Raw genomic sequence first — 14,936 nt, forward strand, 5'->3', positions numbered from 1 at the left:
CGGTACTGCTCAGAGGGATGTCTGCTGACTGGGTGAAGGCGTTGCCAGCGGCGCAGCGGTAGTCGCGCGGGATCCTGGAGCACTTCATCCTGGCCAGAGCGATGTTCGACTCCGGCGCGGACGGTGCGGTGGCGGCTGTTCAACTCTTCGTTCCAGGCTGGCAGGACGCCGCCGTCGGCGGGCTTGCGGTACGACATGATCACCTCGGGGTTGCGGCGTCAGCCGCCGTCGGCCATGACGGGCCTGCCGGCCAGTTTGGGAAGATCCAGGCCGGATCGCCCGCGGTGATCACCTGCACCCAGGCGCCTCACTCTGAGCCAGTTCAGGCAATGCCTTGCTGGGTTCAAGTGGAGTTGACGCGCCAACTGGCTGGCACCGTGCCCTAACCGACAGGGCACGGCTGTGGGATCACCACCTACCACTGAGGCGACGGGTGCGCTCACATGCCACGGCGTTCGCAGGTGGGAGGTTCGGTGGTTGTGGGTGGTCTGGTGGAGGTGTCGAGTCCGACCGGCGTGCCGCGGTTGCGGGCCGGGCTCGACACGGCTACGCGGGTGCAGTTCCAGACGTCGCATCTCCGATGCGGACTGCCTCACCCTCGCTGCGATTCTGGCGGAGCATCCGTCCGTCACCCTGCGCGCCCCGTCTGATCGGCTCCTGGTTCGCGCAACGTGTCTTCGACGACGGCCTGTTCAGCACCATCGGTTGATGGATCAGCGCGATCTCCGTACGGCGTTCGGCCACGGCGACGATCGTGCGCGTGGGGCCGGACGGCGAAAGTCGGTCTAGCGAAGAGCCGTGGCGGCCTGGGTGACCAGCCAGCGTTCCGATTGCTCGTAGGTCCAGCCGTTGTCATCGAGCAGGGTGAAGTAGCCGGAGTATCCGAAGTAGAACCAGAGGATGTCGGTCGCCTCCGCGACGGTCATTCCCTCCCGGAGGCCGCCGACATCGCCGAGTCGGACGGCGACGGCTTGGATGGCATCCCGGTAGCGTTTCGTGGCCACCCGCAGGTTCTCGGCGACCTCGGTGTGGTGCGGCGCGGTGGTCAGCATCAACCGCATGATGTCGCCGTACGTCTCGCGCATGGCCCGCACTGTGGCGGCCGTGTCCCGCAGGATCTCGTCCGGGTCGGTGAGGGCCTCCTGCCGGGAGAGGGTCTGCGCCACGATCGGCGCCTGGCTCCACAGGTCGACCAGTGTCCGGATCAGTCCCTGCTTACCCCCGGTCACCGCGTACACCGTGGCCGGCGCGACCCGGGCCTCCACGGCGATGTCCTCGATCTTCGTCGCGAAGTATCCGTTGCGGGCGAAGAGCAGGCGCGCCGCCTCGATGATGGCGGTGCGGGTGGCGGCGGCGTACTCGGCCCGGCGGCTCTTCGGTGCTTCGGTCATGGTCAGCGGAGCATAACCCCGGGCCGTTTCGCCAGAGTTGGTCTCCAGCGAATAAGTGGATACTCTGGCGATCATGGGTGACTCGCTGACGTCCGGTACGGAGTACGAAGCAGCTCGGACGATCTGGAACGGCGCGGTGACCAGCCGACCGCTCGCGGTCCTTCGATGCGCCACCGTGGCCGATGTCCAGGCGGGGATCCGGAGCGCACAAGACAAGGGCATCGCGCTGTCGGTCCGCGGTGGTGGGCACGACTGGGCCGGCCGTGCGTTGGCCGACGGCGGGCTGACGCTCGACCTGAGCCCGATGCGACAGGTGAGCGTGGACCCGGCCACCGCGGTCGCCACCGTGGCGGGCGGCGCCACTGCGGCCGACGCGGCCGCGGCCGCACAGCGGGCCGGCCTGGTCGCGGTGACCGGGACGGCCGGTTCGGTCGGGATGGCCGGCCTGACGCTCGGCGGTGGTTACGGGCCGCTGAGCGGCCGGTTCGGGCTTGCCGCCGACAACCTGTTGTCGGCCGACGTGGTGCTCGCCGACGGCACGCTGGTCACCGCCGACGAGGAACACGATCCTGAGTTGCTCTGGGCGCTGCGCGGCGGCGGGGGCAACTTCGGCGTGGTCACCACCATGCGGATCCAGTTGCACGCGGTGCCGGCGATCCTGGCCGGGATGATCATGTTCCCGTTCGACGTCCTGCCCGAGTTGGAGGAGTCGCTGCTGCGGAGCCCGGACGAGCTGACCGTGCAGGCCGGCTTCGTCACCGCCCCGACCGGCGAGCCGGTGCTGTTCGCCGCACCGACCTGGTGCGGCGACCCCGAGACCGGTAGCAAGGTGTTGCGACGGCTCACCGAACTCGGTGAGCCGCTGGCGGCGCAGGTCGGCCCGACCACGATGACCGAGCAGCTCGCCCAGATCGACGCGATGTTCCCGGCCGGCCGGCACGTCGAGATCGGGTCGCGTACGGTCACCGCACTCGACCGTACGGTCCAGGAGGTCCTGCTCGACGCCGCGCGCGCCAGGACCTCGCCGCTGTCGGCGATCTCGCTGCACAGCCTCCACGGGGCAGCCGCTCGCGTCCCCGCCGACGCCACCGCCTTCCGCAACCGGACGCCGCACCTGATGGTCGAGACCATCGCGGTCTGGGAACCCGGAGACCCCGCCGAGGACCAACACCGGGCCTGGGTACGAGGAACCGACCGGCTTCCCGGTGGCTATCCCAATCTGCTCGGCCCGGGCGACGTCGAGCGCACCGCGGCGGTCTTCGGGCCGAATGCGGATCGCCTGCGCGCCGCCAAGAAGCGGTACGACCCGGACCTCGTGTTCCACGCCCCGGGAAGGCTCTGAGGGCGGCGGTGACATGGGCTGGAGCACCCGGGAGGTCGCCCAACTCGCCGGCACCACGCTGCGAGCGGTGCGTCACTACCACGACATCGGCCTGCTGACGGAGCCGCACCGGCGTAGCAACGGCTACAAGCAGTACGGGGTGGCTCACCTCGTCCGGATCCTGCGCATCAGGCGGCTGACGGAGCTGGGGTTCTCGCTGTCGCAGATCGCGACCATGCAGGACACCGACGATCAGCCCGTGGAGGCCCTGCGCACCCTCGACGCCGAACTCGCGGCCACCATCGAACGGCTCCAACGGGCGCGCCTCGAACTCGCCGTCATCCTGCGGCAGCCCACACCGGCGGAACTGCCACCGGGCGTCGTCGCACCCGACGTCGTGTCGACGATGCCGCCCGCCGACCGTTCGTTCATCGTCGTGCTGACCCGGGTGCTCGGCGCCGACACCATGCGGGCCTGGGCGGACATGCTGCGCAAGCCCGTCACCGACCCGGTCGCCGAGCGGTTCAACACCCTTCCCGCGGACGCCGACGAGCAGACCTGCGCCGCCGTGGCCCGGGACCTGGCCCCCTACGTACGCACGCTCCACGCGAAGAACCCGGAAGCGAGGATCACGAACGTCGGCACCCGGTACAGCGCACGCTTAGTCCAACAGGCAGTCAGCACGGCCTTGGCGGAGCTCTACAACCCCGCGCAACTGGACGTCCTGCGGCGCACCAACCGCCTGCTGTCCGACCCGCACGACTGATCGTCCGTGGCCGGGCCGTGGCAACTGAGGACGCGGCTCGGCGCGGCGCGGCTCAGCGGTCGTCCGACACCTGGTCGCGCCGCCGGCCGCCGTCACGGGCGAAGCGCTGCAGGATCCGGACGTACAACATGCCCATGCAGCCGCTGAGGGTGGCGATGATGATCGCCGCCGGCAGACGTCCGGCAGGGACGATCTCCGCCACGACGAACAGCGACACCATGAACGCGACGAGGCCGAGCGCGGCGTAGACCCGGTCCTGCACGTTCTCCCAGCGTCTCATCGCCCGGCTGCCGGTTCGGTCGAGGCTGCGGGTCTCGATGAACAGCGCGATCAGCAGGACGGGGACCACCTGCAGCGCACCTTCGTAGAGGATCATGCTCGTGCCCTTCCGGATCGTTCGTCGCGAGGCGAGGTGCCGGGTCGGGGAGCGCGCGGGATGAGGCGTCCGGTGCTGCGCCGGAAGCTCCACACGACGACCAGCGCGGCCAGCACAGTGAGCGGGGTGCCCATGACGACCCGGGCGACGCCCAGCCCGCCGGTGCTGTCCGCCAGATAGAGCCACTGCTGGATCACGAACCGCGACGCGAACACCGACGCCGCGGTGAGGGTCGCGACATCGTGCGCCACGCGTACGCCCCGGTCGGATCGCCATGCGTGCGTGCCGCCGTGCAGGGCGTTCCAGATGACACCGGTCAGCGGCCGACGAGCCAGCACCGACCCGAACGTGACGACGAACCCGGCCAGCGACGCCCAGATCCCGATCACGAAGAAGTCCCGCGCGGAACCGGTCCACGCGACGATCCCGGCGGCCACCGCCACGCCGAGCAGGCTGCCCACCGCGGACACGAGACGCTCCCCACGCACGAGCCGCACGATGCACAGCGCCAGCCCGGTCGCGACCGCGACGCCGACCGCGACCGGCAGCGGCAGGAACGCGTTCGCCGTCACGAAGACAACCACCGGAATGGTCGAGTGGACGAACCCGGCGACGCCGCCCATCTGCTGCAGCACGGTGGTCTCAGTGGACTGGGCGTTGTCGTCGACCGGGGCGGCCGCAGGGTGCCGCTCCGGCACCGGTTCTGGTTCTGCCTCGTTGCGCACCCGCATCATTAGCGGGTGTGCCGCGGCGGCACACTCAAGCTCGTACGACACGGTGTGGCCGACCTCACGGGCGGACGACCGGCTCGCGCGCCGGCTGGTTCACCCGACGGTTCCGTCCCGGTCGAGGATGCCTCCTGACCGACCCGCTGCGAGCGGGCTTGCCCCCATGCGAACCTGTGCCCTCCGGGCACGGCCAGCCGGACACTGCGGATCAGCTCGACCGTCTACCAGATCACACTCCCGCAGCTTGAGCATGCCGCTACGGCCGGGTGTCTCATCGAAGTCGCAGACCGCGCGCCGATCGTCCTCGCGGTGCTGTCCACCCGCGATCAGAAGGACGCCGACTACCACAACGCCCTCATCGCCGAGGCCACGAAGGTGGCGCTCGCCGGCTGGACCGACTGATCGGCCCCACTCGCCGCCGAGCGTCCGTACGTCGCGATGTCACCTACGACGAGAGGATTTTCCCCATGAACGCCCCACGGTCCGACGCATCCTTAAAGACGACGGATCATCCGAACCCCACCGACGTAGGACGCACGCGACTGCGGACACCGGAGCAGGCGCCGGCGGCCGCCGACACGTCGCGCCCGTTCGGTGCTCACCTGCGGATGGCCTGGTGGAAGCCGCTGGTGGTGCTCGCGGTGCCGCCGGTGGTGATGCTGGTCCTGCAGGTGCTGTCCTGGCAGCTGGTGGGCGTCGTCGAGAGCAGCGACGACCCGATGTCGCCCACGATGACACCGTTGAAGTCCCTGGGTGTAAACCTCAGCATCGGCGCGTCGGGCGTGGTGGCGATCCTGCTGCTGGCGCGGATCGCCGGGGTGCCGTGGCGTAGCCTGATCAGCTCACCGCGGGCCTTCGACGCCCGCCGCCTGGGCACCTACCTCGGCCGGGCGGCGCTGCTGGTGGCTGCCGGGATCGGGGTGACCGCCCTGATCGCGTCCGACTCGACGCCCTGGGTCGGCTTCGGTGTCAGCGGCACGACGATCGCCCTGCTGGTGGTCACCGTGCTGACCACGCCGCTGCAGTCCGCCGGCGAGGAGCTGTGGTGGCGCAGCGCCGTACTGCCCGCCGCCGCGTCCTGGGCGCGCGCGGTCCGGCCGGCCCTGGCCGTCGGGCTCGTCGTCTCCAGCCTCGGCTTCGCCACGCTGCACGGGTCGAGCGACCCCTGGTTCTTCGGCTACTTCGCCTTCATCGGCCTCTGCACCGGCCTGATGGCGACCATCAGCCGCGGCATCGAGGCACCGGTCGCCTTCCACGTCGCCAACAACGTCCTGTTCGGCATCGTCAACACGCTGCTGGCCGACGGCGAGCCCTACGCGATCGACCGGTCCACCGACTCCGGTGACGCGTCCCTGCTGATCCTCGCGGCCGTGAACATCGCCATGGTGACGCTGGTCTGGCTGCGCGAGCGGCGGGCCCGGGCCACACCCTGACCAATCCCACCAGGGCAGGGCGCCCACGGTCCGGCAGAACCGTTGACGCTCGGGCGGGCCGACCGGCCGTACCGCCAGGTGGATCCGCCGGCCCGCGACCACCAGGTCGGCGTGGCGGCACGGCGGGCAGATCTCGGGTACGGCGACCCGCAGCGGGCGCAACCGGGCCCGCTCCCCGTCGTCGCCCATGGCCGTAGCGCGTGAACCGAACGTCGGGTCACCCGGACTCCGAGCCGGAAATCACATGAGCGCGGGATTGAGTGTGCCGCTGCGGCCAGGTGTCTCATCCAGGGGCGCAGCCGGCCGCCGACCCATCACGAACGACAGCACCAACCCCCGAGCAGTCTGAGCACTGACGCGGCCCAACCGATCGACCCGAAGGACAGCATGCGCCACTCTCCAGCACACCCTGTCGTGCGCCCGCTGGGCGCGTTCGAACACGTCATCGACCTTTACATCAGTCGCAACCCCGTCCAGTTCTCGCTCGTCGTCGAACTCACGTCGCCCGTCTCGGCGCAGCAGCTCACGGACGCTCTCGCGCGACTCCAGCAGACACATCCGTTGCTCGCCGTCGGTATCGACCGCACCGAAGAACGCCCGACGTTCCGGGCGTCGACCGAGCGCATCGGTGTCCGCCAGGTGTGCGGGCACGACTGGCGCGCAGTGGCAGCGCAGGAGCAGACCCGTCCCATCGACGCCGATGACAGCCCGCTGGCGCGCGCGACGCTTGTGGGCGACGCACCCGGTGACCGCGGCACCGTCGTACTCCTGACGTTCTCCCACCAAATCACCGACGGACGCGGCGCGCTGCGCGCCGCACGCGACCTCCTCGCGATCCTCGCCGGGCAGACGCCCCCGGCCCGGCCGGTGCCCACCGACCAGGAGAGTCTGCTCGAGGGCCCACCCCAGGCGGAGCGGCCGACCCATCACACCCCGGGCCCTGCGGCGGAGCCGGCCGTCGCCACGATCCGGCCGTTCGACGCCACGGCACCGAGCATCGAGACCGCCGAACTCGACCCCGCGACGACCGAACACCTCCGCTCCACCGCCCGTGCCAAGGATTCGACCGTCCAGGGCGCACTCTGCGCCGCGGCCGCGCAGGCACTCTCCGCGCTCACCGGGGCCGAGAGCATCCGCATCAACGTGCCCATCGACCTGCGCGCGGCGCTGGGTCTCGAGGACGACGTCGTGAACCGCTTCACGGCGACGACCGTGGTGCTGCAGGACCCAGCAGGCAGCGCGCTCTGGTCCCTGGCACAGGACGCGACAGCGCAGCTTCGAGCAGCACGGGGGGCCGCCCGGGACGCGGCGCTGATGCTGGCCTCACTCAACCCCACCGACGCCCTTCAGGCGGAGGCGGCGATGCTGGCCGCGACCACCGCCGACCTGGAGATCACCAACCTGGGCACATCCGCGCCCGACACGCCGGCCGCAGTGGCGATCTGGGGACCGACGATGTCGACGCAGGTTCGCGACGAACGGATCCTCGGCGTCATCACGTACGCGGGGTCGCTGAGGCTCGTACTGACGACCCACGGCGACGCAACCGGACTCCCCGCTGACATCGCCAGCCGCCTCACCCGACTGGGAAGTTCAGCAGGCGAGGGCGGGGTGCCCGCGACGGGAGCCACGTACGGCTGATGAGTTCGTTCCGGCGGTTCCCAGCCCGTACCGAGCTGCGCTGTCGGAAACCCGGGGGAGCAGCATGGGAGCAGACGGACGCGCTGATCGGCGTCGAACAGCGTGCAACGGCCCTGAACAGCATCCAACTGCACCCACCGCGACCTGCACGTCGGCGCCGCCCACGCCGGCCGAACGCTCACCGTCGAAGCCGCCGACACCATCTTCCGCGTCCACGACGGCGACCATCTCCTCACCGAAGTCCCACGCACCACCACTAAGCCGATCGCCCGGTTCAAGGTCCGTAAGCCGGAGTCCCCGCGACAGCAAACGGGCGATCAGGTCGAGTCGGAGTACGCGAGGTGAGTGCCACAGTGCCGGCAGCGGAAGAGATAGGCGGTGACCGGGCCAGCCTTGCTCAGCGCTTGCAGATACCAGTCCTTGTCTTCGGCCGACCAGCCAACCCCGGCCATCTCCAGCCGCAGGTGTTCCAGCGCGTCCGGAAAGGCAGCCAACTCATCCGCCCCGACAGGGCCGTGGAACTCCGCCGCGTCTCGGCAATGGTGCAACCACTGCTCCTGCTGCCAGCCAGCAAAGCCCGGCGTTCGGCGAAGCACCACCTCGGTCACGTCGGCAGGCACGTCGTCAGGAACCTGCCAGCTCGCGTCGGTGAACTCCGCGTCGAACATCGCCGCCGCCCCGCCGTCCGCGATGCACCACGGGCACAGCGCCCTGGCCAGTCGTTCCACCGCATAGACCGGGCCGACATACGTGAACGGCCGCCGCCGCCCACAACACGCGCACACCACCTCAGCGGCCACGATCGAACCCGTCCCCACCGGATCCGGGTGATAAGGGAACTGCGGAAGGCCTTCCTCGTCAGCCAGCACCCGCCGATCCTAGGGCGTCACGAGCGGCCACCTGAGCCCCTGAACAGCTACCCTGAAACGAAGATCGTCTAGCCGGACGTGTCACCCACGTCCCGAGACTGATCTGTCACGCAGGTCCTGAGACCCGACAGACCGATCCTCTGACATGACAAGAAGCGCCGGTGGACGACAGGATCGCCCGGATCCAGACCAAACTCGCAGCCCTGCCTCCAGCGGAGGATGCCGTTCTCGGCCCCCCGCTCACTGAGCAGCAGATCTCGGACTTCGAGGGGCTACACGGTGTCCGGCTGCCGGAGGAATTCCGGCAGTTCGTGACCCGCGTTGGCCATGGCGGGTACGGCCCGACCTATGGACTGCTGACCATGGACAGGTGGGTGTCGGGGAATGCTGAAGTCAACGGGAACCTCGCCCAGCCGTTTCCCTTCGTTCCTGACGCACACCTCGCCGAGCGTCGGACCGGTCAGTGCCAACCGGCGCCGACCTTTCCGGGTGCGATCGTGGTTGTCTACCGAGGATGCAGCGACTTCACCCTGCTGGTCGTGACCGGCCCGGGCTGCGGTCGTCTGGTTGAGGTCAACGCTGAAGGCCTGGTCGCGCCTCACTTCCACACCGACCCGGACTTCCTGGCCTGGTACGAGCGGTGGTTGGACTTCACCCTGGCCGGACACCGTGACCGGAGCTGGTTCGCAGAGCAGATGGCCGGCGACCAGCAGGCGCTCCTGGCCACGCTGTTGCACGACGTACTGGCAACGAGACGCCGTGCTGCCGCGTACACGTTCATCACGTACCCAGCGCCCAGCGCCCAGCTCCCCGAGGACCTCGTGCGGGCGTTGTCGACGGAACCGCACCCGGCCGTGCGGAAAGCGATCCTGCGCGCGTTGGCCGCCCAGGGTGCGCGCGGCCGCGAGCTCCTGCCCGCAGCACTCGCGGACCCCGTACCCACGGTGCGATCTCTCGCAGCCATCCTCATGACCACGAACACCCCGAAGGGATGGCGGCTGAGCCCTCAGCTACGCCGGACCCTCGGCGATCACGTGAGGGTCGAGGAAGATCACGCGGTACGTGACACCGTCCAGAGGGTGCTCGACCACTCGCTTTGATCCACACGATCCTCTGCGGTGCCGCAGCCGCTGTGGCCGTCCTGCTGGCAACCTGGCGGGACGTTCGCCGTCGCTGCGATTCCTTGCCGTCATCCTCGAAGATCGCCGTCGTAGCCGGACGGACGGCGTGGCCTCAACTCAGGGGTCAGTTTTCGCGCGGAGGCCATATCTGGTGGTGATCGTATGATGCGCCGGTGGTTGAGCAGACGATCCGTCGCGCGCCGCGTCCGGTGGTGGCGGCGCTGGCGGTCCTGCTCGTGGGATACGTTGCTGTGATCGCTGATGGTCCGTGGACGAGCGTTGGCGGTGTCATCGCGAACGTGGTCGTGGCCGCTGTAGCCGCCGTTCTGGTGTACGGCCTGTGGTGGGGTAGCCGATCGGCTCGAGGTGTCGTCGTCCTGGCGATGGCCGGCAACCTCACACTCGGCCTCCTTCATCACGCGCAGGTGGGGTGGTGGCGGGCAGTCAGCATGGTGGCAGCCCTGGTCATCATCATGTTGCTGCTGGTTCCTCGATCATCACGACGCTGGTTCGCGGCCCCTCCCACTGACTCCGTCGCACACGTCGAGCAGGACAGCGAGCAGCCGGTAGATTTCGAGGCGCTCTGGACGGAGACCGATTCCGGTGAGCGCCGGTAACCCACCCGCCTCTGCCCCGGGCCGGCAAGGTGTTGAACGAGCTGCAACGCCGAGGCTGGCCAGTAGCAGGTTCATCGCGGGCTGCCGCACTGGGTGACGACGGACACGTAAAGTGACATCGACCGACGCCTCGATGTTTGTGCCTGCCGCTGTGGCGCTCATCTGTCGGACCGGCTACCTAGAGTCGGCGCCATGTACTTCGTGTGCCGGTGGCGGGAGGGTTCTCCTTTCGGTAAGCGGGTAGTCACCCTGCCGGATGTGAGTGTCCTCGACTGGTTTCGCCGTGGCTGGGCGCACGATGACCCGGAGGCGTGGATCGACAGTGAGCTGTGTGGCAATGTGTACGGCTTGGAGTCGATCTTCGAGGAGGTCCGGGAGCGCAACCTACCGCCGCCGGGGTCGGTGAACGAGTTACGGCAGTTGCTCACCGAACACCTGTGGGTGGAGGGCGATGATGAAGGCGACTTCATTCGGCTCGGTGAGCACGCCCTAAGGGTGCGTACCGACGACGACGAGGTAGACCTGGCCTACTACTTCGTCGACGACGAGGCCGCTGCTGCCTCACCCGATCGGCTTACGTTCCTGCTGCACGACACGTGGCCACTGCCCGCCGACGCGGGTGAGCCAGAGAGCGTCTTCAGCCACAGCGTTCCGGTCCGTACCGTCCGGCTGGCCCCGCCCGGGCCAGACTGCGTCTTCTCGGTCCGCCTGTGCTGGCAGTCGCCCGACACCTATCGGAACCTGGATCTGATCGGTGCCGTCCAGTTTCCCGGCGTGAGCCTGCCGGACCTCGCCACCCACCTGAGCGCCGAGGGTCCCAGCAGCCACCGATGGCCGCACGACGTTCGGCTGCTGCGGGCCCTTGTCGCTCCCGGGGAGAACGACGTGGGTCGGGCGTTAGAGCGCTACGTCGAGCTGCCCGGCTACGCACCGTCCCCTGCCAGTCTCGACCGGATGCCCACGCAGGAGGCCGTTCACCGGGAGATGATGCAACTGCTGCGCGCGCAGCGTCCCACCGAGTCGCTGATCCGGCTAGATGCGCACATCGCGCAAGCTGCCCGGTACATCGACGGCTTCTTCGGGTTCGACCAGTGGTTCCTCTTCGACAACCGGTGGGCGGCGGCCCATCCCGGCCTGGCACGCTCGCTGCTGCGCTACGCCGCTCACTGGGACCCCTACGAGACATGAGTTGTGGCCGCCCGGTCCATCCTCTACTAGCCGTGGGGGGTGTGCCCAGCTTGGCGGTCGCTGCGGCGCCCGTCGTGCGAAGTCGAGAAGATGATGGAGGTGCCGGGGTGCCGGTGGGGATCGCGGTCAGCGTTGTGGTCAACGGCGAGCGAGTGGATCCCGCCGACGTGCTGGGTGCGGTGACGCCGCTGGCGCGGGAGAACGGCGTCGCTGTGACGCAGTTCGGGCCGCTTCTGCTGCTCGCTGCCGACGAGGTCGGACCGCTGGTCGCGTTGGCTGAACCGCTTACCGTCTGGTGGCAGGGTTACGGCCCGACCGGGGGCTCCGGCACAGCGGTCCTCCGGTTTGCCGGCCAGTACGGGGTGAGCGAGTTGACGTACTGCCGGCCCGACCTGGCGGTGGAGATCGTGCGGGCCACCCTTCTCGCGGAAAGTGGTCCGGTTCACGGGCCGGGCAAGCGCCCAACTGCTCTTCGTCGAGTGGCCGCCCAGTTGGTACGACCCTTCCGGAACGGTTTCACCGCGACAGAGGTGCAGGTGATCGAGGAGCAGGGTGTCCTCACGGTGCTGCTGGCCGGCCGCGATGGGGACGACACGCCGCGCAGTCTGGAGTTCCAGGCCTGCGATCCGAGCCATGAGCAGTACGACCCGGACGACGACGAGGGCCTGTGCCTGCTCACCGAGGAACATGCGCCCAGTTTTAACGGACTGCTTGCGCTGCGACTGGCCCGTGGTTCACTACGCGTGCGACTCACCGAGAGGGCAACCGAGGAACTTGGTCTACGTTCGCCGGCGCTCACCGTCCGGCTACGGCTGGATCGGGCCGAACTGGCAGCACTGCGCGCAGGTCTCGACCGAGTGTTTACGCTCTCTACCGCACACGCCACGCCGACGATCGACCTTGGTGCTCCGAACGCCCACCGATGACCCTCTAGAGACCGACGACGAACGGCGAGGTTCGGCCCGCAGCGCCGGCCGAGTGCTCGTCGACGGCAACGCCGGCAACAGCCGGCTCGCGCGGCGGCACATCGACGAAGGCTGGAAAGTGTCCGCGGGCCGTGTTGGCCGGTGAGTCTTCCACTGTTGTTGAGTAGGCGTTCGGCTCATTGGCTGGTGGGCAGGGTGGTCCTAGCAGAATCATCGCGGTGATGAGCGACTGGGATCAGTTCCTGCACGAGGTCACGTGGTTCCTACCCGCGGGGGAGAGCGTGGTGGTAGGCGAGGCGCGGCCATGGACCCGCGGATCAGTCGACGGGCTGCCTGAGCTTTCCGCGCTGCTCGGCTCCGCGGAGCTTACGCCTGTCTTTGTCGGTGGCAATGCCTTCGAGTTGCTGGCCTGGGGGCCGTCAGATGATCGACGGGGGTGGCTCTGCCGTCCCCCTCGCGACGTGGACAGCGACTGCGTCACGTCGACTCACAGAAGCTTTTGGAGGCTGTGCGGCGGGATCGTCGAACGGTTCCGCGAGCCCGACAGCTGGTGGATCAACCAGAACGAGGTGCTCACGGTAGACGCGGCGCACGTACCAGTCGCCGGCGTGCTCGCCGACTACGCGTGGCTGTGGGAAGACCACGGCGTCGAGATCCCCATCAACCCCGATGAGTACAACGCCGTGGCCGTGGAGGGCAACGGTAACCTCACGTTGGCGCACCGCGACGACGAACGACTCCTCCTCTTCGCGCCAGATCACGCCTTTGCCAATGTCACGCCTCTGGCGGGCTCTCCGCCGTACTCACTGCTCACGATCGACCATGTGCCCGACCTCGCCGCTTGGATAGAGGTATGTGCCGCAGCGTGGCGATAGCAGCTCGCCGACGAGCGTCCGCATCTGCCCCGCGGTGCTCGTTACGCAGCTGAGCAGGGCGTGGTGCGGCCGACGCCCACGCCGGCCGACGCGCGGTCTTTGCGTCCGATCCCGCTGAGGGCCGCGCGCCTCGACGCAGTACCTGAACAGGTAACGCAGGTAGACCGGCGCTATCCCGGTGCAGGGATCCGCGGTGGCATGGACAATGACCTCGTAGTCGCGCATGTAGTCGTGAACCCGTGGTACACCAGCGCCTGGTCGAAGACGTCATCAAGGGCCTGTTTGAGGGTCGCCGCATCCACGATTCTCCTTCGGGTTGAGGTGCGCATCGCTGCGTCGAGCAGCGACGTATCGGCCGGCCGCGAGCCCGAGCACGGTTCCGATGCAGGTTGGGACGGCAGCGAGGATCAGGACGAGGGCATCCCCGACGGCGCTGTGGTACGCCGAGTTCAGCCAAGTGCCGGTGTAGAAGCCGAGCAGCACAAGGACCGCCCACCAGGTCGCCCGCTTGCGGAAAGCCGCAATCGTTCCAACTGCCAATCCTGAACCGCCGAGGCTGGCGACCATGATGACGGCAGCGCCAGGAGCACGGTCCATCGAGCCGCCCGCACCGGCCGTTGCCCAACCCGACAGCCCTCCGAGCCCAACGGCCAACGCGCCCGCCAACCCATGCATGTTGCGTCGCACGGCCAGGACGGTAGCAACGGGTAGCAGGTACCGCTGCCGCCGGTCAACCGCCGGCGGTGTAGCGCCGAGACTGGGGGAGCGGGACGGGAGCAGACGGGTGCACTGAACGGCGTCGAACGGCGCGCAACGGCATTGAGCGGCATTCAACTGCACGTACCCCGACCTGCGGAGTTGGCTCAATCTGCTCCGGCAGCGTCCATACGTGCGTCAAGGTCCGCTTGACCTGGCGGACCGGGCGGAGGTCCGCTCAACAGACGGGGGGTCGGCGGCAGGCAGGATGGCGCCGACAAAAGTAGGGGTGCCGCTCGGATCGCACGAAACTGCCCTACGTGCTAGGCGGATTCCGATGTCTCTCTGCGATGCCCGAGACGAAGTGGCGCTCTGCCTCATGCCTATGCTGGTCGGCACTCGCCTGGCGGACCGCAGCCGAATCCTCATCCGACGAGAGCTTCGAGCGGTCTCGCCGAGTAACGAGGACAACGACCGCAAGCAATAACACCACGAGCACCGCGAGGGACACCACCACCGTCGTCATGCCATCGACGCTACGGGATGTGCGCCAGTTGCGGCCGCCGCAGATGGCAAAGAGCCAGGCCGCCGGCGGGTCGCATCTGGATTTACCACTGTCGGGTACCGTCGCGCATCTAGATCTTGCGGTCGCTGTGTTCGATCAGGTCGCTGTATCGCTCGCCGGAAGAGAGGGCGGTAGCCCGAGCCGCCGCTGATCGACCGGCTCCTGGCTCAGGAAGGACACTGCGCGTGGGGTGCCACGCGGGTGCCGTCCTGCACGAGTGTGTGGCCATGCCCACCGATCGGCTGTCCGTGCTCTCATAGCTGAGATTTGGGGAGCGGGTAGGGAGCAGAGGGGCGCACTGAACGGTGCCGAACAGCGTCCAACGGCCTTGAACGGACTTGAGTTGCACTCACGGCGACCTGCGCGCTCTCGTTCCCGCAGGTCAGAGTCGGTGCGGCGTCCTGTTTCACCGCGGAGTGCTCC

At 68.7% G+C, this 14,936-nt stretch carries 15 protein-coding genes and 2 pseudogenes; 9 read left to right on the forward strand and 8 right to left on the reverse strand.

The annotated features are described in order from the left end of the window. Positions 1 to 46: 46 nt before the first annotated feature. Positions 47 to 254, reverse strand: a pseudogene (locus tag GA0070611_RS31710) (IS5/IS1182 family transposase); the annotation flags it as partial. 531 nt (positions 255 to 785) lie between these two features. After that, positions 786 to 1,391, reverse strand: coding sequence for a TetR/AcrR family transcriptional regulator (locus GA0070611_RS06740; protein WP_091659260.1), 606 nt, complete (start codon positions 1,389 to 1,391; stop codon positions 786 to 788). A 73-nt stretch (positions 1,392 to 1,464) separates the two neighbouring features. Between GA0070611_RS06740 and GA0070611_RS06745 the strand changes: the two genes are divergently transcribed. Both GA0070611_RS06745 and GA0070611_RS06750 read left to right on the forward strand, forming a co-directional pair. Continuing rightward, positions 1,465 to 2,733 (forward strand): FAD-binding oxidoreductase, encoded by a 1,269-nt coding sequence (locus GA0070611_RS06745; RefSeq protein WP_091659264.1) that lies wholly within the window; start codon positions 1,465 to 1,467, stop codon positions 2,731 to 2,733. Positions 2,734 to 2,746: 13 nt separating this feature from the next. Continuing rightward, on the forward strand, positions 2,747 to 3,478 hold the full coding sequence (locus GA0070611_RS06750; RefSeq protein ID WP_091659267.1) for a MerR family transcriptional regulator: 732 nt from the start codon (positions 2,747 to 2,749) through the stop codon (positions 3,476 to 3,478). Positions 3,479 to 3,530: 52 nt separating this feature from the next. Here the strand turns inward: GA0070611_RS06750 and GA0070611_RS06755 are convergent, their stop codons facing one another. After that, positions 3,531 to 3,854: a hypothetical protein gene (locus GA0070611_RS06755; protein ID WP_091659272.1), complete on the reverse strand. Its 324-nt coding sequence runs from the start codon at positions 3,852 to 3,854 to the stop codon at positions 3,531 to 3,533. Further along, positions 3,851 to 4,579 (reverse strand): DUF3159 domain-containing protein, encoded by a 729-nt coding sequence (locus GA0070611_RS06760; RefSeq protein ID WP_197675863.1) that lies wholly within the window; start codon positions 4,577 to 4,579, stop codon positions 3,851 to 3,853. The genes GA0070611_RS06755 and GA0070611_RS06760 overlap by 4 nt, the downstream gene beginning before the upstream one ends. A gap of 611 nt (positions 4,580 to 5,190) precedes the next feature. Between GA0070611_RS06760 and GA0070611_RS06765 the strand changes: the two genes are divergently transcribed. Further along, the gene (locus GA0070611_RS06765; RefSeq protein ID WP_197675864.1) at positions 5,191 to 6,015 is read left to right on the forward strand and encodes a CPBP family intramembrane glutamic endopeptidase; all 825 of its coding nucleotides are present in this window, start codon (positions 5,191 to 5,193) and stop codon (positions 6,013 to 6,015) included. A gap of 24 nt (positions 6,016 to 6,039) precedes the next feature. Here GA0070611_RS06765 and GA0070611_RS32385 read toward each other — a convergent pair. Further along, positions 6,040 to 6,213, reverse strand: a pseudogene (locus GA0070611_RS32385) (LysR family transcriptional regulator); the annotation flags it as partial. A 216-nt stretch (positions 6,214 to 6,429) separates the two neighbouring features. Between GA0070611_RS32385 and GA0070611_RS06770 the strand changes: the two are divergent. Further along, positions 6,430 to 7,656, forward strand: coding sequence for a phthiocerol/phthiodiolone dimycocerosyl transferase family protein (locus tag GA0070611_RS06770; RefSeq protein ID WP_091659281.1), 1,227 nt, complete (start codon positions 6,430 to 6,432; stop codon positions 7,654 to 7,656). 317 nt (positions 7,657 to 7,973) lie between these two features. Here GA0070611_RS06770 and GA0070611_RS06780 read toward each other — a convergent pair whose 3' ends face one another. Further along, entirely contained in the window at positions 7,974 to 8,525 is a 552-nt protein-coding gene (locus GA0070611_RS06780; RefSeq protein WP_091659285.1) for a CbrC family protein, read from the reverse strand. A gap of 161 nt (positions 8,526 to 8,686) precedes the next feature. On the opposite strand from GA0070611_RS06780, the gene GA0070611_RS06785 reads away from it, so the two are divergent. The 5 genes from GA0070611_RS06785 to GA0070611_RS06805 all read left to right on the forward strand — a co-directional run bounded on the left by GA0070611_RS06785 (position 8,687) and on the right by GA0070611_RS06805 (position 13,252). Further along, complete coding sequence (locus GA0070611_RS06785; RefSeq protein ID WP_091659289.1) at positions 8,687 to 9,625, forward strand: SMI1/KNR4 family protein; 939 nt, start codon at positions 8,687 to 8,689, stop codon at positions 9,623 to 9,625. Between the two features lie 194 nt (positions 9,626 to 9,819). Then, a complete protein-coding gene (locus GA0070611_RS06790) occupies positions 9,820 to 10,263 on the forward strand; it encodes a hypothetical protein (RefSeq protein WP_091659294.1) in 444 nt (147 codons plus the stop codon). Positions 10,264 to 10,455: 192 nt separating this feature from the next. Then, a complete protein-coding gene (locus tag GA0070611_RS06795) occupies positions 10,456 to 11,451 on the forward strand; it encodes a hypothetical protein (protein WP_091659297.1) in 996 nt (331 codons plus the stop codon). Between the two features lie 107 nt (positions 11,452 to 11,558). Then, the gene (locus GA0070611_RS06800) at positions 11,559 to 12,377 is read left to right on the forward strand and encodes a hypothetical protein (RefSeq protein ID WP_091659302.1); all 819 of its coding nucleotides are present in this window, start codon (positions 11,559 to 11,561) and stop codon (positions 12,375 to 12,377) included. 221 nt (positions 12,378 to 12,598) lie between these two features. After that, positions 12,599 to 13,252: a hypothetical protein gene (locus tag GA0070611_RS06805; RefSeq protein ID WP_167604407.1), complete on the forward strand. Its 654-nt coding sequence runs from the start codon at positions 12,599 to 12,601 to the stop codon at positions 13,250 to 13,252. On the opposite strand, the gene GA0070611_RS32570 is transcribed toward GA0070611_RS06805, so the two are convergent. Then, positions 13,181 to 13,477 (reverse strand): YxiG-like protein, encoded by a 297-nt coding sequence (locus GA0070611_RS32570; protein ID WP_456238052.1) that lies wholly within the window; start codon positions 13,475 to 13,477, stop codon positions 13,181 to 13,183. The two genes, GA0070611_RS06805 and GA0070611_RS32570, sit on opposite strands and share 72 nt — an antisense overlap. Positions 13,478 to 13,522: 45 nt before the next feature. Beyond that, complete coding sequence (locus GA0070611_RS31000) at positions 13,523 to 13,939, reverse strand: hypothetical protein (RefSeq protein WP_157740238.1); 417 nt, start codon at positions 13,937 to 13,939, stop codon at positions 13,523 to 13,525. Positions 13,940 to 14,936: the final 997 nt, after the last annotated feature.

It is taken from the genome of Micromonospora auratinigra, assembly GCF_900089595.1.
GTDB lineage: Bacteria > Actinomycetota > Actinomycetes > Mycobacteriales > Micromonosporaceae > Micromonospora > Micromonospora auratinigra.